We start from the raw sequence: 21,942 nt of genomic DNA on the forward strand, positions 1-21,942 counted from the left end.
CTTCTTTAATATTTTATTTTGTAAATTATAACTTAATTTCTTTTTTAATGTTTCTAAAAATCAAGCAATGTCTTTATAGCCCTCTGATGCCATCTTACTTGATTGCCTTCTTCTATTAATCGCTCAAACCGCTTTTGATATTCCAAAAAATTCTTTGGAAGCAAAAAATTTAGCATCTCTTCTTCTCCAATACGATCTTGATTCTTTTGATAAATCTCGCTTAATGCCAAAAATCCTGCTTTAGATAAAAAATACACATACAAAGCTTTTGCAATCTCTCTACTCTTAGGACGCAAAACTAAAATTCCCGCATTAGGCAACACTCTTTTATCGCCTATTCTTTCTCCAATAATTGCTAACTTAGGAGAAACTCCACGCATAGAAAGCAAAATATCATAAGCTTGGATTCTAAGTTTTTCAATTCGCTTTTGATCGCTTTTAGGTGAAAACTCCAAAAAAACTTCACTAAAACCATAATCTTCAAAATCTTTGATTCCAACATTATAGCAGTCCATCAAAACTTCATCTTTTTTAGATTCAACCCTCTGCCCCCTATAAACACACTCCAAAAATTCACCAAGCAGCACAGAATCACAAATATCTTTTTTTTGCGTGTAATAAGAAGCTTTGAAATTCCCCTCATCAAGATCTCTATAATCAACCAACCTAGAAATATCTGAATCTTGTTTGCTAAGATATTCATCATAAATCCTATCAATATTTGTTAGTCTATTATACTTTCCCTCTTTGAGGTAAAATTTTTGAGCATCAATAAAAAAAACTTTTTTATTTTCTTGTTTTGACAAAATAAGCAATGAAAACTCTTCAACCTGATGAGGAAAAATATTTCTAGGAAATTCTACTACGCCCTCAAGCAGTCTTTTTTCTTTTAGAAACTTTCTTAAACGCTTACCATAAGCTTTCTGCAACAACAAAGAACGAACAATAAAAATACCTTTTTGTTTAAAATGTCTTAGCGTATAAGCCAAAAAAGGAATCTCTGGAATACTTTTCACAAAAGGTTCCAAATCATTGTCTCTAAAATCCCATAGATTTAAAGATGATTCCAAAGGAAAATAGCAAAAAGCTTTATTAGCTTCCAAACTCCTAAAGGCAGATTCTTTAAAAATATCTGCTACTGCCAAATAACTTCGTTTAAATCCCATAAAAATGGATAGAATCTTAGCAAGATAGAGAATCTTTGGATGAATATCTTCCCCATAATAATCAAAATTTCTTTCATCCATCCCAAACAATAAACTCCCCAAACCACAACAAGGATTATAAATACTCTCGTTACTTTTCATATCTAAGAGTTTGCAAACCAAAAGATTCACTTCAATAGGAGTAGCGTATTCATAAAGCCCCAAAATCGTCTTATGCAACACAATAATTTGAATAAAATTTTCCAAATCTCTTGGAGTAATTTCATAATCTAGCAATGCTTTTAAAATCTTTTTGCGATTAATCTTTGGATTTGCACTAAAGGCTTCTAGCCCATAACCCTTTAAAATAGCAGAAATATCCTCATCAATTTGCTGCTTATCTCCATCTATCAATCCCTTTAGGCATTTTTTATCTTTGGAGATCAGCAAAAACTCCAAAATAATTCTTAAAACATCAAGATTATCTTTGTGGAATTTTTGAAGGTATTGAAAAATTTGCAATAATTCTTTTAACATTATTGATACATTGGCAAAACATTAAAGACAAACAAAATATGGCAAATTCCTACCACACAACCAAAAATTAAAAGCGTATAAATAGTGAAATTACCACCTTTAACTCGATAATTAATCTCTTGATTTGCCACCCTTTTTCGCGAAGCTCTAAGAAGTAAGGCAGGAATCACCACCGACCAAATCGTCGCAGCAAGTCCTGCCCAACCAATTGCAAGCAAAAATCCATCAGGATAAACCATGCCCGCAATAATTGGTGGTGCAAAAGTCACAAGCATTGTTTTTGTTCGCCCTACTCTACTATCATCAAATCCACATAAATCTGCCATATAATCAAATAGCCCAAGTCCAGCCCCCAAAAACGAAGTGGCTACCGCTAAAAACGCAAAAGCGTCCAACATTCTTAATAAAAAATTACCATTAAGATTACTGCTTGCTGCTTCAATCAGATGGCTAACATTCCCACCTGCTGCAATGACTTCTTTAAAATCACTTCGCATAATATTCCCATCACACGCAACAATCCATATTACATAAGCTAAAAGTGCAATCAATGTCCCATAAACAAGGCATTTATTAATAGAAATAGAATCTTTACCAAAATACTTCACTAAGCTTGGCACTGAAGCGTGAAAACAAAAAGAAGTCAAATAAGTTGAGACCGCTGCAAACACAAAAATTCCATAACTACTTCCATCATTTTGTAAATCCAAAAGCAAAGAAGTTTTTATTTCACCAAGCATTCCACTCATTGCAAAAATAAAAGTAATAACCATCCCACCAATCATCACTACCGAAAATCTATCAACTGCATAAGTGCTCCACCATACACAAGCACTCAATAAAATCGCAAAAAGCAATCCCGATAAAAGCTTAGGGGGTTCATATCCAAATAACGCAACAGAAGTATGTGCCACCATAGAACCTCCACCGCTAACATAAGCATAGAGTAGAATATATAGCACAAAGGCTACACTCAAACCATTTACAAGATTCCAAAATTTTCCTAAATTATCATAAACAAGCGTATGAAAACTTGCCCCAGGATTATAATTAAGATTAACTTCCAAAATGGCTTGAGAAGAAAGTAACATCATTAACCAAGTAACCACCATAAGCCCCAAAGACCACCAAATCCACATTCCAGCAGAGATTGTTGGCAAAGCCAACATTCCAGCCCCAATTGCTGTCCCTGAAATAATCATTGTTCCACCTAATACGCTAGGCTTTTTTCCAATTCCAAACATTCACTTACCTAATGCCAAAATATAAATTAAATTGCAAGATTATAGCAAATTTAATTCTAAAACAATGTGAATATGATATAATTGAGGTAAAATTTTACACAAAAAGGATTGCCGATGCAAAAAAAATTTTTATTTTTAATTTCAAATTTAGTGCTTGCTGCCTCCCTTGCTCACGCTCTACCGCCAAAAGAGGCTCCAAAAGCACCAAAAGGCATCACTGAAACACTTTATCGCGACTCTAGCTTTAGTCAAAAAAGAGAAATTCGCAATATTCAATACCAATTTCATCAAGATCTTCGCAAACAAACCGAAAAATACCGCAACAATAACGACAAATTACGCCTAGAGAAAGATTTGCTTTTGCTTGATTTAGAAGAAGCAAAAATCCAAAAAGATCAAACTAAAATCCAAAATCTTTACCAGTCTATTGCTAAAAAAGAAGCACAAATTCAGCAAAACAAACACGAAGAACGCAATGTTCGATACAATCTTGAATCCAAAATGAATGCAGCAATCAATAAAATTCTTGGAATCCAATAAAAGCCTTAATTTCAGGCTTTTATTGCTACAAAATGAATAAAATTGAAACTTTTATTGAAACTCTAAGAAGTCATAAGAAATGCTTTACTTACGAGTTTTCTTCTCCGGCTAGTTTTTCTCTAGAAGCACTCTTTGAGACAATAAAGAAAGAAAATCTCCCCGCAAAGATTGATGCTTTTGTTTGCACTGATTCTCCCCTTGCAAAACTCAAACACAATGCAATCTTAGCAAGCCTAAAACTCCAAAATACTTTTGAGATTCCAAGCATTACAACAATGTCAATGAGAGATAGAAATACCTTAGCGCTTCAAAGTGAATTAATTGGTATGAATAGCCTTGATTTGCGATTAATCTTAGCACTCACTGGAGATCCCATAAGACACGGGAATCAGCCACAAGCCAAAGGAATCTTTGAGGGTAATAGCAATGTTTTACTCAAAACAATCTGTCAATTAAATACCGCAAAAGACATCAATAACAATCCAATACAAGGAGATTTTAAGCCCTTCTATCCTTTTAGTGTGCTAAATTCTTATTCTAACAAAAAGCAAAATCTTTATAAGAAAATGCAAGAAAAGATTCAAAATGGGGCTTTGGCAATTTTTACACAACCCATTTATGATCTTGAAATTGCAGAAGAATTGCTCCAATGGTCAAATCAAATCAATCAAGAATGCAACACCCATTGCGTATTAATATTTGGATTCTTCCCCATCACTTCTTATAAAACTGCCCTTTTTTTGCACAATAAATTACCTGGAGTTTTTGTGCCACAAGGCTATTTAGAATCTATGGAAAAAGCTTCCCAAAAAGGAATGGAATTTGAGATAGGATTACAAAAAAGCCAAGAGCTTTTCAATCATCTCTGTAAAATCCACAACAAAATTCACCTTATGAGTGCAAATAAAGCAGACATTATTGGAAAAATTCTTAATGGTTGATAAGCCACTCTTTTTTTTAAGCATAAGCCTCATTACTATTAGCATTATCTTTTCCTATTCGCTTTCTTCTTTTGCGATTTTATATTATGATTACAATGAATTTCATTTTATGTTAAGGCAACTGATTGCAGGAATTTTAGGGATTCTTTTGATGTGGGGAATTTCTCGATGCAATCCTGATAATTTTGTTTTAAAATTTGGCTTTATTTTATTTTTTGGCGGAATCTTTTTAATGTTTATTATGCATTTTCTCCCCGAAAGTCTTGCTACAAGCGCTGGAGGAGCGAAACGATGGATTAGATTCCCTCTTTTTTCCTTAGCACCTGTAGAGTTCTTTAAAATTGGCTTTATTGCTTTTTTGGCTTGGAGTTTTTCGCGTAAATTTTCCCTTATTGAAACCAAAACGCTCAAAGAAGAATTTATTACTTTCCTGCCTTATGTATTTGTGTTTTTGATTGCAGTTTATCTGATTGCCATTTTACAAAATGACTTAGGACAAATCGTTCTTCTTGGAGTTACTTTAGCCTTAATGATGATTTTTGCAGGTTCTTCTTTTAAACTCTTTGCAAATCTCTTAGCTCTTGCATCTGTTTTGTTTATTTTGGTAATTATCACAAGTGCTCACCGCATTATGCGTATTAAGGCGTGGTGGGCAGGAACGCAAGATCTCATTTTATCTTTCTTTCCGCAATCCATTGCCAATTCCTTACGCGTTGAAAATCTCCCTGAACCCTATCAAATACAACATTCTCTTAATGCAATTGCTAATGGAGGAATCTTTGGAGAAGGATTAGGAAATGGGCTTATTAAACTTGGTTTTTTAAGCGAAGTGCATACCGATGTCATTTTAGCAGGCATCACAGAAGAAATTGGTTTTATTGGTTTATTTGTTATTAGTCTTATTTTTCTAGCAATGATTTATCGCATCTTAAGAATCGCCAATCGCTGCAAAAACACAATGTATTATTTATTTTGCTCTGGAATTGGAATTGTTTTGGGGCTTTCTTTTCTTATCAACGCCTTTGGAATTTCTGGGTTAATTCCTATTAAAGGAATTGCCGTCCCTTTTTTAAGTTATGGGGGCAGTTCTATGCTCTCAACAAGCATAATGATTGGACTAGTTTTATCCATTGGTAAAAAAGCTAAAATATCCTAATTTTAAGATTTTTTGATTACAATTCTCAAAAATTTTATTTTAAAGTGAGTTTTATGAAAAACATTCCCCTACCAAATACTCCTACTCTTGAAGGTAATCTAGATAAAAAACTCTTATTGCAAGTAGCAAAAGAATATCAAACCCCTCTTTTTGTTTATGATTTTGATAAAATTGAAGAGTATTTCAATCAATTTAAACTTGCCTTTAGCGGTAGAAAATCATTAATCTGCTATGCCCTAAAAGCAAATTCTAATTTAAGCGTTATTAAAAAACTAGCTTCTTTAGAAAGCGGTGTAGATTGTGTTTCACTAGGAGAAATTAAACGCGCTATTCTAGCTGGAATCCCAACTTATAAAATCATCTATAGCGGAGTTGGCAAACAAGACTATGAAATCCAAGAAGCCATCAAACTTGGAATACTTTTTATTAATATTGAAAGCAAAGAAGAATTACTTAAAGTCGAATCAATCGCAAAAACTCTCAATACAAAGGCTAGAATCTCTATTCGCGTTAATCCCGATATTGATCCACAAACTCACCCCTATATCTCAACAGGGCTCAAAGAAAACAAATTTGGAATTGGAGTTGAAGAGGCAAAAAGTCTCTATCTTTATGCACATAAATCAGAATCTTTAGAACCTATAGGAATTCATTTTCATATAGGTAGCCAAATTACCAAACTCCAACCCATTGCAGAATCAGCACAAAAAATCGCTCAATTACTCCATAGCCTTTTAGCACTTAAGATTGATATTAAATTCTTTGATATTGGAGGAGGTTTAGGAATCACTTACAAAGATGAAACAACCATTAATCCTTATGATTATGCTCAAAGTATTTTAGAATGCTTAAGAGGGCTTGATGTAACCATTATTTGCGAACCTGGTCGTTTTATTATGGGTAATTCTGGGGTTTTCTTAACTCAAGTGCTTTATGAAAAAATATCTCAAGAAAAACGCTTTGTTATTGTAAATGGTGCAATGAATGACTTAATCCGCCCTAGCCTTTATAATGCTTATCACAAAATCACTCCACTTAATCCAAGAGAAGGAGAACTAGCTCCTACAGATATTGTAGGACCTATTTGTGAAAGTGGGGATTATTTAGGTAAAAATATTGCACTACCCCCTTTAAAAGCTGGAGATATACTTGCTATTCTTAGTGCCGGTGCATATGGCTTTAGTATGTCAAGCAACTACAACACACGCCCTAGATGTGCTGAAGTAGCCATTTCACAAGGAAAGGCAAGATTAATTCGCAAAAGAGAAACTTTTGAAGATTTAATCGCACTAGAAAAAGATTATTTATAAGGAGTTTGAATGAATTTACAGCTTTTTAGAAATGAAATTGATAAAATTGATGATAATATTCTAGAGCTTCTAGAGAAGCGAATGGAGATTGTCAAACAAATTGGCAAAGCTAAAATCCAAACTAACTCTCCAGTTTATCGCCCAGAAAGAGAAAGAGAAATCATTGATAGGCTTAATCACAAAAAACCAACCTTTTTAACTAGAAGTGCTATTGAATCAATCTACCTAGAAATCTTTGCAGTAAGTCGAAACCTTGAATTACCAGAACGCGTAGCTTATCTTGGACCTGTTGGAAGCTACACACACCAAGCTGCTGAAAGTCGTTTTGGAGCTATATGCGAATATTTTTCACACAACACTATCACTTCTGCTATAAAAAGTGTCAAAGAAGGGAGAGCAAGTTATGCGGTAGTGCCTATTGAAAATAATCAAAATGGTGCTGTTGGAGAAACTCTTGATATGCTAAAAGAAACAGATCTTAAGATTGTTGCTGAAATTTATATGCCTATCCATCATTGCTTTGCAAGTATTTCACAAAAGCTCCAAGACATACAAATCATCTATTCAAAAGACATTGCATTTGGTCAATGTCACCATTTCTTAAGCGAACACAGCCTTGATCATATCCAGAGAATCCCAGTTGATTCCACTGCTAAAGCTACGCAACTTGCCGCTCAAAATCCACAATGTGCTGCAATCTGCTCTCACATCGCAGCTAAACTCTATAATGTGCCTATTTTATTTGAAAATATTGAAGATAGTGCGGGCAATAAAACGCGTTTTATTATTATTAGCAATTTCAAAAATCAACGCTGCGGTAAAGACAAAACTTCAATTTTTGCTAATCTTACCAACACCAACAAACCAGGTGCTTTGTATAATTTACTCTATGATATTAGAGATTTAAATATCAATATGACCTCTATACAATCACGCCCTGCACACACAGGTGATGATTTCCAATATTGTTTTTTTATTGATATTGATGGACATATTGATGATGCCAACATTAATGAATTATTTCAGCGTTACCCAAAAGAACTCAAATGGCTTGGTAGCTACTTGAAAAATTAATACGATAAATAATATAATATTTTTTTAAAAATAAGGAGTTAAAATGGCTGATGAAGAGCAAAAAGAATCTAAACTAGCAAGTCTCAAACAAAACAAAATGATTTTATTCATTATCATTGGTGTTGTTGCATTGCTTTTGATTATCCTAATTGTTGTTGGGATTTTAATCTTTAGTGGTGGAGATGAAACGCAATCCCAAGATGCAAATCAACCCACTCAAAGCTCTGCTTCTAAAAGTAGCGTCGCAAATCCAAATAGCTCACTTTTAAATGTAGGTCCTATGTATCCTCTTGATCAATTTATTGTCAATCTAGTTTCTACAGGAGGTGGAAAACGCTATTTGAAAACTGCAATTGCATTGGAAATGAGTATCGCTGAAATGCAACCAGAACTTGACACAAAAGTGAATATCTTACGCGATACTATCATTACAATTTTAGCTTCTAAGACCTTTGAAGAAATACAGACTACAAGAGGCAAACAAAAACTTAAAGAAGAAATTATTGCTCGTCTTAATGAATTTTTAGTGGATGGTAGAATTTCAAATGTTTTCTTTACTGAATTTGTGGTGCAATGATCCTTGTTTGAATTAGGTATAGATTTAGTTTCTATTGCAAGAATAGAAACTTTTTTGCAAAGATTTAATCAAAAAGGGCTTGCTCGATTTCTTAACGCAGAAGAAATAAAACTCGCCAAAAACTCTCAAACTATTGCAGGTTTTTGGGCAGCAAAAGAAGCTTGTTCTAAAGCTTTAAAATGTGGTATTTCTAAAGAATTAAACTTTCATGATATGATTATCTCAAAAGATAAAAAAGGTGCTCCCTTGCTTACTTTAACAAAAAATAAAATGGAGCACTTTAATCTCCATTCACTAAGCCTCTCCATCTCCCATGATAGCGGCTTTGCTATTGCAGTTGTAGCAGTAATTTTTAAAAATAAAGAAACTTAATAGCATTATAATCCAAAAAATAATATAATCAGGAGCCTAAATTCAATTCTAAGGATTTTTGTGCTGAGACTATGTTCAACTTCGCTTAGCAGACAACAGATTCTAAAAGAAAATGGAATCGCCTTTACACAATGCGACAATGGCTTTGATGAAGAGACTTTGGAATTATCTAACCCAAGAAGTTTTGTTTATACTGCTGCAATTTGCAAACACAAAAAAGCATTAGAAACTTATGGTTTAGAACTTCCGCTTTTAGTTGTTGATAGCGTCATAGAATGCGCCAATACTCTACAAAGAAAACCTAAAAACCAAAAAGAAGCAGAAAAATTTCTCCAAATGCAAAATGGAAACTCTATCCATATTCTAAGCTGTTGCATTTTACATTCTAGTAAATTTTATTTGATTAATCTAAGTAAAACCTCTTATGAATTTTCTAGCTTTAATCTAAAAGATTTGGAAGTCTATCTTCAAAGCCAACAATGGCAAAATAAGGCGGGGGCAGTTATGGTGGAAGGATTCCACAAAAAATACATCAAAAAGCAAATTGGTAGCACTTCCAATGCGATGGGTTTGCATTTTGAAGCAATCCAGCCTTTTTTGGAGCTTCTATGAATACAACTATGGTAGGTGTTATGCTTGCAACTTCATTAATTATAGGGCTTTTAGGATTAATCGCATTTCTTTGGGGATTGAAAAATGGGCAATTTGATGATGAGAAGAAAATGATGCAAGGCGTTTTGTTTGATAATGAAGAAGATTTACGCCGTGCTGCAAATAATAAACCTACTAAAAAGGATAAAAAATGAAAGAAATTTATGATATTGCAATTATTGGTGGAGGACCAGGCGGAATTGGATCAGCAGTAGAATCTGTTATTTTAGGAATTAAAGATGTTATCTTATTTGAAAAAGGAGAAAATCACTCCACAACCATTCGTAAATTCTACAAAGATAACAAACGCGTTGATAAAGATTATAAGGGGCAAAAAGTAGAACTTAATGGAAATATCTATTTTTGCGATGGCACAAAAGAAAGCACTTTGGATTTATTTGATGAGATTATTGCTGAAAATAACTTTGAAGCACAATTTCAAACAGAAGTCGAATCAATCACTAAAGAGGGAGAATATTTCTTAATTCACACCACACAAAACACTTCTGTTAAAGCAAAATTTATTATTATTTCTATTGGAAAAATGGGACAACCTAACAAGCCTTCTTATTCAATTCCAAGCACCATTAGAAGTGTAGTAAATTTCAATGCTAATAGCTGTAAAAATGGCGAAAAAATTCTTGTAGTTGGTGGAGGAAACTCTGCTGTAGAATATGCTTGCATACTTAGCGAAACCAATCCCGTAACACTTAATTACAGACGCACAGAGTTTGCAAGGATTAATGACACCAATCAAGAAAACTTAAATGCTTGTTTAAAAGCAGGAAAAATTACCCCAAAACTTGGTATTGACATTGCTAGTCTTGAAGATGAGAATGGAAAACCAAAAGTGAATTTTACCGATGGCACAAGCGAGACTTTTGATAGAATTGTCTATGCTATTGGCGGAATGGCTCCTATTGATTTTCTCAAAAAATGTAATCTAGCTCTTGATGAAAATGGAGTTCCATTGATTGATGAAAATCACCAAAGTTCAATTAATAAAATTTATATTGCTGGAGATATTCTCTATAAAAATGGTGGATCTATTGCAGCTGCACTCAATCACGGATTTCATATTGTGCAAGAAATTAAAAAGAGATTATAAAAGCTTTGTAATTTTAAAGTTTTTTTTACATAGATTCTGCTAGAATCTATGGTTTATTTTATTTAATTTCTTAAGGAAACAAAAATGGCAAAAAGATGTGTTTTTAGCGGAAAAGGTCCAATGGTTGGAAACAATGTGAGCCACGCAAACAATAAAACAAAAAAACGCTCATTACCTAATCTAAGAGTAGTTCGAATCAAATTAGAAGATGGCACAACTGCAAAAGTTAGAATCGCTGCTTCTACTCTACGCACAATGAAAAAACGCTCTTAATCCTGATTTAGGATTAAGTGGTGGCTTTCACAAAACTCAAAAAACTTCTTCATTGGGAAGGCACTCAAAAGCCTGATGTTGATTTATCTGGCTTGTTATATGAGCAACTAAAGCCTTTTCGCCTTCCTTTTATTTTACTTTTTCTAGGATTATTGCTTAGCACACTTGGTTATATTGTCATTACCGATTACACTCTAATTGAAGCATTCTTTCAAAGCTCTTATACTTTCACAACAACTGGATTTGGTGCCTTAAAAGAAAGCGAATTTGATGCTTTGAGTATTATTTATACTGCTATTGTTATGTTAGCAGGTTCTGCTGTTTTAAGCTTCTGCGTCATTGGCGTAATTGACACTTTAAACCGAGGAAAACTTATCTCAGTCATCAAGGAACGGAGTATGATTTACAAAATTGCGCGTCTTAAGAATCATTTTATCATCTGTCATCACAATGAATACACTATTCAACTCTCCAAACAATTTAGAGAAGCTCACATTCCTTTTGTTGTTGTTGATAGCCATCAATCACTAGAAGACATTGCCCTAAAATATCGTTATCCCTTTTTTATCAATGAAGATCCTTTGGAAGAAATTGCAATGCTAAAATCCCATTTATCTAGTGCAAGAGGAGTGATTGCATTGTCTAACAATATCGCTGATAATATTGCCCAAATCGTTTCTGTAAGACTCTATGAAAAGGAATTAGGCAGGAAGCCTTATTTTATCATTGCTAATGCCAACAATAGTGAAGAAGAAGAAAAATTAAAAAAACTCGGTGCAGATTGCGTTGTCTCTCCATCCAAACTTTTTGCACAAAGAGTAAATGCAATGGCAACAAGACCGGATATGGAAAATTTACTTGAACGCTTTGCTTATCAAAAAGACACGCCTTTAGATTTAGAAGAAATTGTCGTTCCACGCTATTCTTGGCTTGTTCTTAAAAAATTAAAAGAATCACATTTGCGTGAGATCACACAAACTTCCATTGTTGGAATCACGCAAAAAGATGGAAAATTTATCTCTATGCCCAATGGAGATACACTTGTAACTAGCGAATGCAAATTGCTTGTCATTGGAACCTCACATGGAATACGCCTAACCAAGCAATTAGTATCCAAAAAAGATAAACCAGAGGAGTTAAAATATGTTTAATCTTTTTCCAATTGAAAATGGAGTTTGTGCGCCTATTGGCTTTTATTGTGATGGAGTAAGTGCAGGACTAAAGGCAAATTCACAACTCGATATTGCTTTTATTTATGCTGATTCTTTGTGTGATGTGGAAGGTATCTTCACAGAAAACAAATTTTGTGCTGCTCCTATTACACATTTTAGGCAATATGGAGAAAATTTTAAAACCAATTTTGTTTTAATTAATTCCAAAAATGCCAATGCGCTAACTGGAGATGAAGGTGTCCAAAATATCCAAGAAATCTTAGCAAAATTGCAAACCACTTTCCCCCATATCACCAATCCCATAATGAGCTCAACTGGCACTATTGGAGTGCAACTCCCAAAAGAAAAAATAATGCAATCTTTTAGTTATTTTAATCTAGAAACAAAAAATAATCAAAACGCTTCTCAAGCCATTATGACAACTGATCGCTTCAATAAAACCATTGCTTTTGAAGTTTTTTTGGATGACACAAGAAGCTTTAAGATTGGTGCTATTTGCAAGGGAGCAGGAATGATTAATCCCTCTTTAGCTACAATGTTATGTTTTATTACCACCGATGCAGCTATCCCCAAAGAAGATATACGCCCACTTCTTCTTAAAGCTGCAAAAACAACTTTTAATGCCATTAGTGTCGATGGTGATACTTCAACAAATGACACGATTCTCTTGCTTAGTAACCAAAAAAGTGGAAACTATGATAAAGAAGCGTTTCTCTTTGCATTAGAAAAAATTATGCACAAACTTGCCACAGATATTGTGCGAGATGGGGAAGGTGCTACTAAGCTTGTTGCCTTTGAAGTTAAAGGTGCTAAAACAGAAAAGGAAGCTGAGATTTGTGCTAAAGCTCTTAGCCAATCTCCGCTAGTAAAAACTGCACTTTTTGGCTGCGATCCAAATTGGGGAAGAATCGCTTCTACTATTGGCGCAAGTGGGATTGAATGCAATCCTAATACTTTAGAGATTTATTTTGGAGATATTTGCGTGTATAGCGAGGGTAAAATCTATTTTGATAGCCTTAATGAAGAAAAAGCTGCTAGAGTCTTAAAGCAAGACTCTTTTAAAATCTCTTGCAATATTGGCTTAGGCAAAGAATCTTTTGTCGCCTATGGTTGTGATTTGGGCTATGAATATGTAAAAATCAACGCAGATTATCGCACTTAAATTTTGTTTTACCTAATGTTTTTAAGGCAATTTTGTTTATAATATTATTTTATTTTAAAGGAGTAAAAATGCTACACGAATACAGAGATGAGATCACAGCGCTTAAACAAGAGAATGCACATTTTGCAAAAATTTTTGATGAACACAATGAACTTGATCAAAAAATACAAGACATTAGTGAGGGCAGAGAACACGCGACAGATGTTGAACTAAGTGAATTAAAAAAGAAAAAGCTTAGCTTAAAAGATGAAGCTTTAGCAATGATTATGGAATATAAAGAAAACAAAAAATAAACCCTAAAATTTATCTTTTAGGGTTTTTATCGTTTCATTATGCCACCTTTGATATTTGCTAGAAATATAATCTAAAGGCATTCCTACTATCTCTGGAATCTCATAAATATGCTTTGCTTCTATTAAAACTCTCAATTTTTCAAAATCACTTTGATTAACTTTGAAAGTTAATAAAATTTCCTTATCCTGTTTTAAGGTATTTTCCCAATAATAATAACTCTCTATAGGCACTTTTTGAATACAAGAAACCAAACCACTCTTTAAGGCATCTTTCATTAATACTTGAGAGTTTTCTTCTGTTGTGGTTGTCTGTAAGAGCATCAAAGACATTGGCTACTCCTTTGTTTCTTTAGACTTTTTTCTATTGCGTTCTTCTTGTGCTTTCTTTTTTTCTTCTCTACGAAGTTGCTCGATATTGACTTGTCTTTCTTTTGCTTTACGAAATTTTTCTAAATATTCTTGCCTTTCTGTAGGACTCTGGTAAGCAATAGGGCGAATAAAAAAAATAATCAACATTAAAATAAAAAAGAAAATAGCAGTCTCTTGATTTGAAGTAAGCTGATACCAAATCATCGCAATAATTAATGATATAATAACTTTTAAAATAGTAATCATTAAAACATCTTTGGAGTTATAATATGTTGATCAAGCAAAAGATTAATTACTCTACACTCTTCAAATATCACTAAAAATACTTGAGGAATAAGCAAGATTGAAATCTCTAAATCATCGCATCTAAAAATATTTTCACTTTCTAACTCTCTATCTAATAAAAATACACATTTAAAACTTTCTTTTCTATTTTTATTGTTTAACCCCTTAATCTTTTGCAAAATCGCTTCTAGTATAAAAGCAAAACATTCCTCCAATTCTAAAATATCTACTTCTATGCCAAAATCCTTCAATAATTGTTCTTTAAATTCCAAATACTCATAATATTTTTTAAAAAAATTCCAAATTCCAAGCATAGTTTGACTATCATATATCAGAGGCTTACTCTTTTTTCTCTTGGCTTCTGCTAAAAGTCCATAACACTTTAACTCATCCACAAAAGTCAATAATCGATTCTCACAACGAATTTTTAGCGTTTCAGTCAATGGAATCTCCACTTTTTGACAAAGATTCTTTAAATCTTTTATCAATATAAAAACACTTTTAGAGTAAAAAACTTTATGCAATAAAATACACTCCTTCATTACACTCTCTTTATTGTGAAATTTTTCTCAAATTTGCAATTTTGAAAAATAAGATAAATAATCTGTCTGCACATCAAATCAGAATATTTTTAAGCTTCTTTTCTTTTCCATACACTACTCTTAAAGAGAATCCAAATATAACCCATTTTATCTTTTAAATTTATGATTTTTTGGATTTGACAATAAAGCTTTCATAGAACTATTAACCCCTTCATCACTAAAATTATCCTTACTCTTAGGTGTAGCATAAGTCGCTAAAAGATTAATAAAAACGCAAAAATCAGCACGAATATCTGTCTCATTAGGAAGCAAAATTTGAACAATAGATTCTAGAGGAGTTGTTACAAAACTACCCAAATTTTCTTCACCAAACCCTGCTTCAAAATAGAGATTATTCTCATCAAGCTCCAAACTCTCAAAAGTATAACCCGCCAAAATAAATACGGTTAGCTCACTAAAAGCTGCTTTAATTTCACTTGGAAGCTCTGGTTCAAACTTCACACAAGAAACATTGCAAACAATGGAAAAATTAATTTTTTTATGAATTAGATACTCTAGTATCTCACGGCAATGCGATTTATTAAGCTCTACAAATTTTTTATCGTGCAAGATTTTATCTAAATTCATAGTTATTATCTCCCTTTTTTCTTTATAAAATCGCTTTTAATCCTTTTAGCAATGATTCCACTTCTTTAATCCCTATTTTCCAAAAATTATCATCTTCAATATCTAAGCCAAAAATACCTACTAATTCCCTTGGGGATTTGCTACCACCTAAACTTAAAAACTCCTCATATTTCCCTACAAAACTCTTTCCTTCTTTTTTATAAACGCCAAAAAGCGCCATAACCAAAAGTTGCCCATAACTATACGCATAGCAATAAAAAGGAGTATGAATAAAATGAGAAATATAAGACCACCACAACCGATAATCCTCGGTCAAAATCACGCTCTTGCCAAACATTTTTTGATTCTCTTCTTGCCATATTTGACTAAATTCTTCTACACTTAACTCTGCTTCTTCTTGATGCACTCTTCTTTCAAAATTAGTAAAAACATTTTGTCTAAAGAGTGTCGCAAAAATATCTTCCAATTTCCCCGCATAAAGCGCGATCTTTTCTTCTTTTGGCAACATTTCTTTCATTTTATCAAACAAAAGCATTTCAGCAAAAACAGAAGCAGTTTCGGCCGTTGTCAAAGGAGTGTCTGCATTCAAATAACCAACTTTATAAGAAAGATATTGATGAATCGTATGCCCTAATTCGTGAGCCATTGTGAAAGCATCTCGTCTTTTGTTAGTATGATTTAACATTAAATAGGGATGCACACTTGGCACTGCACTATGACTAAAAGCACCTCCTCTTTTGTTTTCTCTTGGATGCGAATCAATCCACCCTTCATCAAAAGCCTTTTTGGCAATCTCATAGAATCTCGGTGAAAACTCCCTAAAAGTTTCCAAAACGATTTTTTTTGATTCTTCATAAGGAAATTCCGAATCTTCACTACATAAAAGTGGAGCATAACGATCATAGTCATATAATTTCTCTAACCCTAAAAGCTTTGCTTTTAAAGAATAATACTCCTCCACAATCCCCACTGAATCATTGATAGTCTTAACCATACTATCTACGCTTTTTTGGGTAATTTGATTATCATTGTGGCGTGATTCTTCTAGTGTTTTATAGCCCCTTAATTCTGCTGTGATTCTCAAATCTTTACGCACCACATTATAAATATAAGCCAAAAGCTCCAAATTCTCTTTCAAGGTTACACTAAGGGATTTTGCTGCTTCTTTTCTCATCGCTTGATTTTTATCATAAAGAAAGCTTAGAATCTCCTCTTCACTTAATTGTTTACCTTGAAATTCAAACTTCAAGCGACTTAAATGCTCATCAAAAAGGCGTTTGAAGCTATCTACGCCTACAGGTTGCGTTTTAAGCAGTATTTTTTCTTCAGGTAAAGTGAGTTGATGCTTTGCATTTTTAGCCAAAAGCTCCAAATAATAGCTATATTCTTTCACATTGCAAATTAAATCTTTTTTTTGCGATTCTTCTAATGCATTAAATTCCAAATCAAAAAACAATAATTTATCTTGTGCTTTATTAACTTCCATTTCACATTTTGCTAAAAATGCACCCTCTTTCGTATTAGCTGCAAAACATAAGAATGCATAAGTCATTACTCTTGATAGATTCTCACAAATTTTTTCATACCCTTTAATAGCTTGAGAAAAAGAATGGTAATCAAGCGTAGCTAATTGTCCTTTGTATTGTTGCTCAAACTTGACTGCGCGATTAATTTCGCTAAAAAGCGATTCTTCTAATGATTCTTTACTAGAAAAAAGCGGAGTAAGATTCCACAAATCTTGTGAATTACACATAAACTCTCCTAAATATTATTGATTGCATAAATCTGCATAAAATTTAATAATTTTGTCCTTTAAATCTCGCCCAATCTTAATACAAATTCACCCCTTAGAATCTCTTGCATTAAAATCAAACTCATTATTGTAATTTTTCTTTTAAAAGCTCATTTACTCTAGCAGGATTTGCTCCCTTGCTATTTTTCATCACTTGACCGACAAAAAATCCAAAGAGTTTATCTTTGCCACTTTTGTATTCCGCGACTTTATCGGCATTGGCAGATAGCACAGATTCTATAGCACTAAGAATCGCACTATCATCATTAACTTGTGCTAATCCCATAGAATCTATAAGGCTATCTACATCACCGCCTTTTTGCTCCACCAAGACATCTAAAATTTCTTTGCCACTTTTGCCACTAATCTTGGATTCATCAATGCGACACACCAAAGTCGCAAGCGTGCGTGAATCTACCCCACAAGTTTGCAAAGTATTCTCACCTTTTAGACGCCCTAAAAGCTCTGTGGTAAGCCAAGTGAGAGAACCTTTGGCACTTGCACCAAACCCAAGCATAGATTCAAAATATTGTGTTAGCTCTAGGCTAGAGGTAAGCACCCCTGCGTCATAGGGTTTAATGCCAAATTCTCGCACATAGCGCTCTCTTTTTTCATCAGGCATTTCTGGAATCTCTCTCCCCTCTTTCATAAGCACTTCATCAATATATACAGGCAATAAATCTGGATCAGGAAAATAGCGATAATCCGCAGCTTCCTCTTTGCCACGCATAGATCGCGTTATGCCTTTTGCAGTATCAAAAAGACGCGTTTCTTGCACTACTTCGCTTTGATACTTGCCATCTTCCCACGCTTCAATCTGTCGCTCCACTTCGTATTCGATAGCTTTTTGGATAAATTTAAATGAATTAAGATTTTTAATTTCTACGCGCGTATAGAGTTTAGAATCTCCTTTTGGGCGGATAGAAACATTGGCATCACAGCGAAAACTTCCTTCTTGCATATTCGCATCAGAAATATCCAAAAATCGCACGATAGAGTGGAGCTTTTTTAGATATGCAATTGCTTCATCACTGCTACGCATATCTGGCTCACTCACAATCTCCAAAAGCGGCGTGCAAGCGCGGTTTAGATCGACTTTGGAGCAATCGTGTTCGTGGATATTTTTTCCTGCGTCTTCTTCCATATGTGCGCGTGTAACGCCGATGATTTTTTTCTCACCATTGACTTCTATTTCGATATTTCCACGCCCTACAATAGGGATTTCAAATTGACTAATTTGATAGGCTTTTGGTAAATCGGGGTAAAAATAATTTTTGCGTGCAAATACCGAGTTTTGATTAATCTGTGCATTAATAGCGGTGCCAAAAGCAATAGCTTTTTTTACCACTTCTTTATTAAGCACTGGCAATGCACCTGGAAGTCCTAAGCAAGTAGGGCAGACATTGGTATTTGGCTCTGCGCCAAAGCTCGTGGCACACGAACAAAAGATTTTAGTTTTGGTGTTAAGTTGGACATGCACTTCTAGTCCGATGATGGTCTCATAAGCACTCATTAAAATCCTTGATTTTTTAACAAAATTTTATCAATCTTTTGCTTAAAAAAATGGATATTCTTCATTTCTTAATGCGTTTTCCATAAAACTTACAAAAATGTTAAATATCCAAATATTATTTTTGCATTACAATCTCCCATTCACTTGTTCTTTTGGTAAAATTCCCTTTAAATCATAAACGATTGTCTTACCTTTATTGCTAAAATCAAGCTTTTTAAATTCATTATGTGCCACTGCTACAATAACCGCGGCATAATCTTGCATTCTAAAGTCTTTAACTTCTTTTAGTGTCAATCCATATTCATGCTTCACTTCTGCTAAATCAGCCCAAGGATCAAACACTTCAACACAACAATCAAAATCTTTTAATTCCTTAATAATATCTACTACGCGAGAATTACGAATATCAGGACAATTTTCTTTAAAAGTAATCCCTAAAATTGCCACCTTACTACCCACAATTTGATGTGCTTGTTTAATCATTAATTTAATCACTTTATTTGCTACTACAACACCCATATTATCATTAATATGTCGCCCCGCTAGAATCACTTGAGAATGATAACCCAATGATTCTGCTTTATGTGTGAGATAATAAGGATCCACTCCAATACAATGCCCTCCAACAAGCCCTGGACGAAATGGCAAGAAATTCCACTTTGTCCCTGCAGCTTCCAATACATCAAGAGTGTCAATTCCCATTTTATCAAAAATCAAAGAAAGTTCATTTACAAAAGCAATATTAATATCCCTTTGGGAATTCTCAATGACTTTAGCGGCTTCAGCTACCTTAATGCTTGAAGCCTTATGAGTGCCTGCTACAATAATACTCGCATAGAGTGCATTGACTTCTTCAGCAATTTGTGGTGTAGAACCGCTTGTAACTTTTTTAATATTAGGCAATCGATGCTCCTTATCTCCTGGATTAATTCGCTCTGGAGAATATCCACAAAAGAAATCTACATTAAATTTTAATCCACTCTCACGCTCCAAAATTGGCACACAATCTTCTTCGGTGCAACCTGGATAAACCGTGCTTTCATAAATCACAATATCGCCTTTTTTTAGCACTTTACCCACACTACTAGAAGCTTTAAGAAGTGGCGTTAAATCGGGCTTATTGTAATGATCAATGGGAGTAGGAACAGTAACAATATAAATTTGTGCTTCCCTTAAATCTTCTAAATTAGTTGTATAACTCAAACCCTTAGCACTTTGCAACTCTTCTTTTCCTACTTCTAAAGTCCTATCATAGCCCTCTTTTAATTCATCAATGCGTTTTTGATAAATATCAAATCCAATCACTTTATATTTCTTTCCAAACTCTACAGCTAGGGGCAATCCAACATAACCAAGTCCAATCACAGCTAAGGTTTTCATTATTTATTCCTTTTTTAAAATTTATAGAATTTTACTTTATTTTAAGTTAAATAAACCCTATAAAGATACAAACTTCTTAAAGAAATCTGCTAAAATTAAAAAATTTCACACTAAGTTTGTTTTATAATTATAAAAATCTTTTAAATAAAAAAGGTAAATATGTTTGCTAAACTTAACTTGATTCTCTCCCAACAAGATAGAATCTATATTTATTTTTTGCTTTTTATTTCTCTTATTGTTTCATTAATTGAATTAATAGGAATCTCTGCTATTGCTCCTTTTATTTCTATAGCAAGCGATTTATCATTAATAGAAAATAAACCTTATTATGCTTATTTTTATCATCTTTTTAAGTTTGATTCCACTTATCATTTTGTTATTTTTTTTGGAATTGCACTTTTGTTATTTTATTGCTTTAGAAGTATTACCAACCTTATCTATCAACATCTCTTAGCGCGTTTTACCTTTGGGCGATATCATCTTATTGTAGGGCGTTTATTTGTGAATTATTTAGGTATGAATTACCAAGATTTTTTAACTAAAAATACAAGTTATCTCACCAAAACAATCACAACTGAAGCTCATAATTTCACTATTTTACTTGCGGCAATTTTATTTATGACTTCAGAAATATTTGTAGTGCTTTTGATTTATGGAACGCTTTTGTTTGTTAATTTTAAAATCACGCTAGGGCTTACCATTATGCTTGGATTCTTTGGGCTTTTAATGAGTAAATTTGTCTCACAAAAAATCAAAAAACAAGGCAAACAAAAAGAATTCTACCAAAAAAGCTTCTTTGAAAGTCTTGCAAGTAGTTTTGGAAACTATAAAATCATCAAACTTCAAAGCAACAACCAAACCATTTTGGACAATTTTACTCAAAGCTCTTGGGGTTATTCATTGGCTAATATCAAAAATCAAACTTTTTTTCATATTCCTCGCCTTTTACTGGAAGCCATTGGATTTTGTATGATGATTGCTGTTGTCTTGTATCTCTTTATCACCGATGGCAAAAATATGTCGGCTTATCTCCCTTTATTATCAATGTATGTCCTTGCTCTCTATCGGCTTTTACCTTCTATTAATCGGATTTTAGATTCATACAATAAAATCCTTTTTAACTACCGCTCTTTAGAAATCATCTATCAAGATATTCAAATGCAAACCAAAAAACTAGGTGATGAAAAAATTGAATTCTGCGAAAAAATTGAACTTAAAAATATTTGTTTTGGCTATACACAAGATAAAAAGGTGTTAGAAAATGTAAATCTAACTCTCAAAAAAGGCTCCAAAACTGCCTTTATTGGAGAATCAGGTAGTGGAAAAAGCACATTAGTGGATCTCATTATCAGCCTTTTAGAACCAAATAGTGGAGAAATTTACATTGATCAAACCAAGCTTTGCGATAAAAATCTTAAAAGTTGGAGAAGCAAAATAGGATATATTCCACAAAATGTCTATCTCTTTGATGGTAATGTCGCAGATAATGTCGCCTTTGGCAGGGAATTTAATGAAGAAAAAATGATAAATTGCTTAAAATTAGCCAATATTTACGATTTTCTAACAACCAAAGAGGGTATCCACACTCAAGTAGGAGATAGCGGAATCGCACTTAGTGGCGGACAAAAACAAAGAATTGCTATTGCAAGAGCATTGTATGGAGATCCTGAGATTCTTGTCTTAGATGAAGCGACAAGCGCTTTAGATAATCAAACCGAACAAAAAATTATGGAAGAAATCTATCAAATCTCCCAAAACAAAACTTTACTCATCATAGCACACCGCCTAAGCACTATTCAAAAATGCGATTCCATTTATCAAATTAAAAAAGGGATTCCAAAAAAGATTTCTTATGACGATTTATAAAATACGATTTCAA

Annotated in this window: 24 protein-coding genes; 15 read left to right on the plus strand and 9 right to left on the minus strand. The window is 33.4% G+C overall.

From position 1 onward, the window contains the following. Positions 1–53 precede the first annotated feature (53 nt). Positions 54–1,682 carry an N-6 DNA methylase gene (locus HCAN_RS06400; RefSeq protein WP_006656927.1) on the minus strand — a complete coding sequence of 543 codons (1,629 nt, stop codon included), beginning with the start codon at positions 1,680–1,682 and terminating at the stop codon, positions 54–56. Continuing rightward, on the minus strand, positions 1,682–2,926 hold the full coding sequence (locus tag HCAN_RS06405) for an aromatic amino acid transport family protein (protein WP_006656290.1): 1,245 nt from the start codon (positions 2,924–2,926) through the stop codon (positions 1,682–1,684). Before HCAN_RS06405 ends, HCAN_RS06400 begins: the two co-directional genes overlap by 1 nt. Positions 2,927–3,040: 114 nt before the next feature. Between HCAN_RS06405 and HCAN_RS06410 the strand changes: the two genes are divergently transcribed. The 14 genes from HCAN_RS06410 to HCAN_RS06475 all read left to right on the plus strand — a co-directional run bounded on the left by HCAN_RS06410 (position 3,041) and on the right by HCAN_RS06475 (position 13,555). After that, positions 3,041–3,466 carry a hypothetical protein gene (locus HCAN_RS06410; RefSeq protein ID WP_006656928.1) on the plus strand — a complete coding sequence of 142 codons (426 nt, stop codon included), beginning with the start codon at positions 3,041–3,043 and terminating at the stop codon, positions 3,464–3,466. Between the two features lie 32 nt (positions 3,467–3,498). Then, the gene (locus HCAN_RS06415; RefSeq protein ID WP_006656293.1) at positions 3,499–4,407 is read left to right on the plus strand and encodes a methylenetetrahydrofolate reductase; all 909 of its coding nucleotides are present in this window, start codon (positions 3,499–3,501) and stop codon (positions 4,405–4,407) included. Then, complete coding sequence (locus HCAN_RS06420) at positions 4,400–5,563, plus strand: FtsW/RodA/SpoVE family cell cycle protein (protein ID WP_006656294.1); 1,164 nt, start codon at positions 4,400–4,402, stop codon at positions 5,561–5,563. Before HCAN_RS06415 ends, HCAN_RS06420 begins: the two co-directional genes overlap by 8 nt. 53 nt (positions 5,564–5,616) lie before the next feature. After that, positions 5,617–6,873 carry a diaminopimelate decarboxylase gene (gene lysA / locus HCAN_RS06425; protein ID WP_006656929.1) on the plus strand — a complete coding sequence of 419 codons (1,257 nt, stop codon included), beginning with the start codon at positions 5,617–5,619 and terminating at the stop codon, positions 6,871–6,873. 9 nt (positions 6,874–6,882) lie between these two features. Further along, positions 6,883–7,947, plus strand: coding sequence for a prephenate dehydratase (pheA, locus tag HCAN_RS06430; protein WP_006656296.1), 1,065 nt, complete (start codon positions 6,883–6,885; stop codon positions 7,945–7,947). Between the two features lie 43 nt (positions 7,948–7,990). Next, positions 7,991–8,524: a flagellar basal body-associated protein FliL gene (fliL, locus tag HCAN_RS06435; protein ID WP_006656930.1), complete on the plus strand. Its 534-nt coding sequence runs from the start codon at positions 7,991–7,993 to the stop codon at positions 8,522–8,524. A gap of 3 nt (positions 8,525–8,527) precedes the next feature. Continuing rightward, on the plus strand, positions 8,528–8,896 hold the full coding sequence (gene acpS / locus HCAN_RS06440; RefSeq protein ID WP_006656642.1) for a holo-ACP synthase: 369 nt from the start codon (positions 8,528–8,530) through the stop codon (positions 8,894–8,896). Positions 8,897–8,956: 60 nt separating this feature from the next. Continuing rightward, positions 8,957–9,508 carry a septum formation inhibitor Maf gene (gene maf / locus HCAN_RS06445; protein WP_006656931.1) on the plus strand — a complete coding sequence of 184 codons (552 nt, stop codon included), beginning with the start codon at positions 8,957–8,959 and terminating at the stop codon, positions 9,506–9,508. Next, positions 9,505–9,702, plus strand: coding sequence for a cbb3-type cytochrome oxidase assembly protein CcoS (gene ccoS / locus HCAN_RS06450; RefSeq protein ID WP_006656299.1), 198 nt, complete (start codon positions 9,505–9,507; stop codon positions 9,700–9,702). The genes maf and ccoS overlap by 4 nt, the downstream gene beginning before the upstream one ends. Continuing rightward, positions 9,699–10,655, plus strand: coding sequence for an NAD(P)-binding domain-containing protein (locus HCAN_RS06455; protein WP_006656300.1), 957 nt, complete (start codon positions 9,699–9,701; stop codon positions 10,653–10,655). The genes ccoS and HCAN_RS06455 overlap by 4 nt, the downstream gene beginning before the upstream one ends. An 84-nt stretch (positions 10,656–10,739) precedes the next feature. Further along, the gene (gene rpmB, locus HCAN_RS06460) at positions 10,740–10,928 is read left to right on the plus strand and encodes a 50S ribosomal protein L28 (RefSeq protein ID WP_006656301.1); all 189 of its coding nucleotides are present in this window, start codon (positions 10,740–10,742) and stop codon (positions 10,926–10,928) included. A 20-nt stretch (positions 10,929–10,948) separates the two neighbouring features. After that, the gene (locus HCAN_RS06465) at positions 10,949–12,079 is read left to right on the plus strand and encodes a potassium channel family protein (RefSeq protein ID WP_006656302.1); all 1,131 of its coding nucleotides are present in this window, start codon (positions 10,949–10,951) and stop codon (positions 12,077–12,079) included. Then, positions 12,072–13,262 carry a bifunctional glutamate N-acetyltransferase/amino-acid acetyltransferase ArgJ gene (argJ, locus tag HCAN_RS06470; protein WP_006656303.1) on the plus strand — a complete coding sequence of 397 codons (1,191 nt, stop codon included), beginning with the start codon at positions 12,072–12,074 and terminating at the stop codon, positions 13,260–13,262. The genes HCAN_RS06465 and argJ overlap by 8 nt, the downstream gene beginning before the upstream one ends. 68 nt (positions 13,263–13,330) lie before the next feature. Next, the gene (locus HCAN_RS06475; protein ID WP_006656304.1) at positions 13,331–13,555 is read left to right on the plus strand and encodes an HP1242/YdcH family protein; all 225 of its coding nucleotides are present in this window, start codon (positions 13,331–13,333) and stop codon (positions 13,553–13,555) included. 3 nt (positions 13,556–13,558) lie between these two features. On the opposite strand, the gene cutA is transcribed toward HCAN_RS06475, so the two are convergent. The 7 genes from cutA to tviB all read right to left on the minus strand — a co-directional run bounded on the left by cutA (position 13,559) and on the right by tviB (position 20,063). Continuing rightward, on the minus strand, positions 13,559–13,885 hold the full coding sequence (gene cutA / locus HCAN_RS06480) for a divalent cation tolerance protein CutA (protein WP_006656305.1): 327 nt from the start codon (positions 13,883–13,885) through the stop codon (positions 13,559–13,561). A gap of 3 nt (positions 13,886–13,888) precedes the next feature. Continuing rightward, the gene (locus HCAN_RS06485; RefSeq protein ID WP_006656306.1) at positions 13,889–14,170 is read right to left on the minus strand and encodes a hypothetical protein; all 282 of its coding nucleotides are present in this window, start codon (positions 14,168–14,170) and stop codon (positions 13,889–13,891) included. Further along, positions 14,170–14,751 (minus strand): hypothetical protein, encoded by a 582-nt coding sequence (locus HCAN_RS06490; protein ID WP_006656307.1) that lies wholly within the window; start codon positions 14,749–14,751, stop codon positions 14,170–14,172. The genes HCAN_RS06485 and HCAN_RS06490 overlap by 1 nt, the downstream gene beginning before the upstream one ends. A gap of 147 nt (positions 14,752–14,898) precedes the next feature. Then, the gene (locus HCAN_RS06495) at positions 14,899–15,378 is read right to left on the minus strand and encodes a hypothetical protein (RefSeq protein ID WP_006656308.1); all 480 of its coding nucleotides are present in this window, start codon (positions 15,376–15,378) and stop codon (positions 14,899–14,901) included. A gap of 22 nt (positions 15,379–15,400) precedes the next feature. Further along, positions 15,401–17,131, minus strand: a complete 1,731-nt coding sequence (locus tag HCAN_RS06500; protein ID WP_006656933.1) for a M3 family oligoendopeptidase — start codon at positions 17,129–17,131, stop codon at positions 15,401–15,403. Positions 17,132–17,255: 124 nt separating this feature from the next. Next, positions 17,256–18,683, minus strand: coding sequence for an Asp-tRNA(Asn)/Glu-tRNA(Gln) amidotransferase subunit GatB (gene gatB, locus HCAN_RS06505; RefSeq protein ID WP_006656310.1), 1,428 nt, complete (start codon positions 18,681–18,683; stop codon positions 17,256–17,258). A gap of 126 nt (positions 18,684–18,809) precedes the next feature. Continuing rightward, positions 18,810–20,063 carry a Vi polysaccharide biosynthesis UDP-N-acetylglucosamine C-6 dehydrogenase TviB gene (tviB, locus tag HCAN_RS06510; protein ID WP_006656311.1) on the minus strand — a complete coding sequence of 418 codons (1,254 nt, stop codon included), beginning with the start codon at positions 20,061–20,063 and terminating at the stop codon, positions 18,810–18,812. A 159-nt stretch (positions 20,064–20,222) separates the two neighbouring features. On the opposite strand from tviB, the gene HCAN_RS06515 reads away from it, so the two are divergent. Next, positions 20,223–21,929, plus strand: coding sequence for an ABC transporter ATP-binding protein/permease (locus tag HCAN_RS06515; RefSeq protein ID WP_006656934.1), 1,707 nt, complete (start codon positions 20,223–20,225; stop codon positions 21,927–21,929). The last annotated feature ends 13 nt before the right edge of the window (positions 21,930–21,942 follow it).

The sequence above is a fragment of the Helicobacter canadensis MIT 98-5491 genome (genome assembly GCF_000162575.1).
GTDB lineage: Bacteria > Campylobacterota > Campylobacteria > Campylobacterales > Helicobacteraceae > Helicobacter_D > Helicobacter_D canadensis.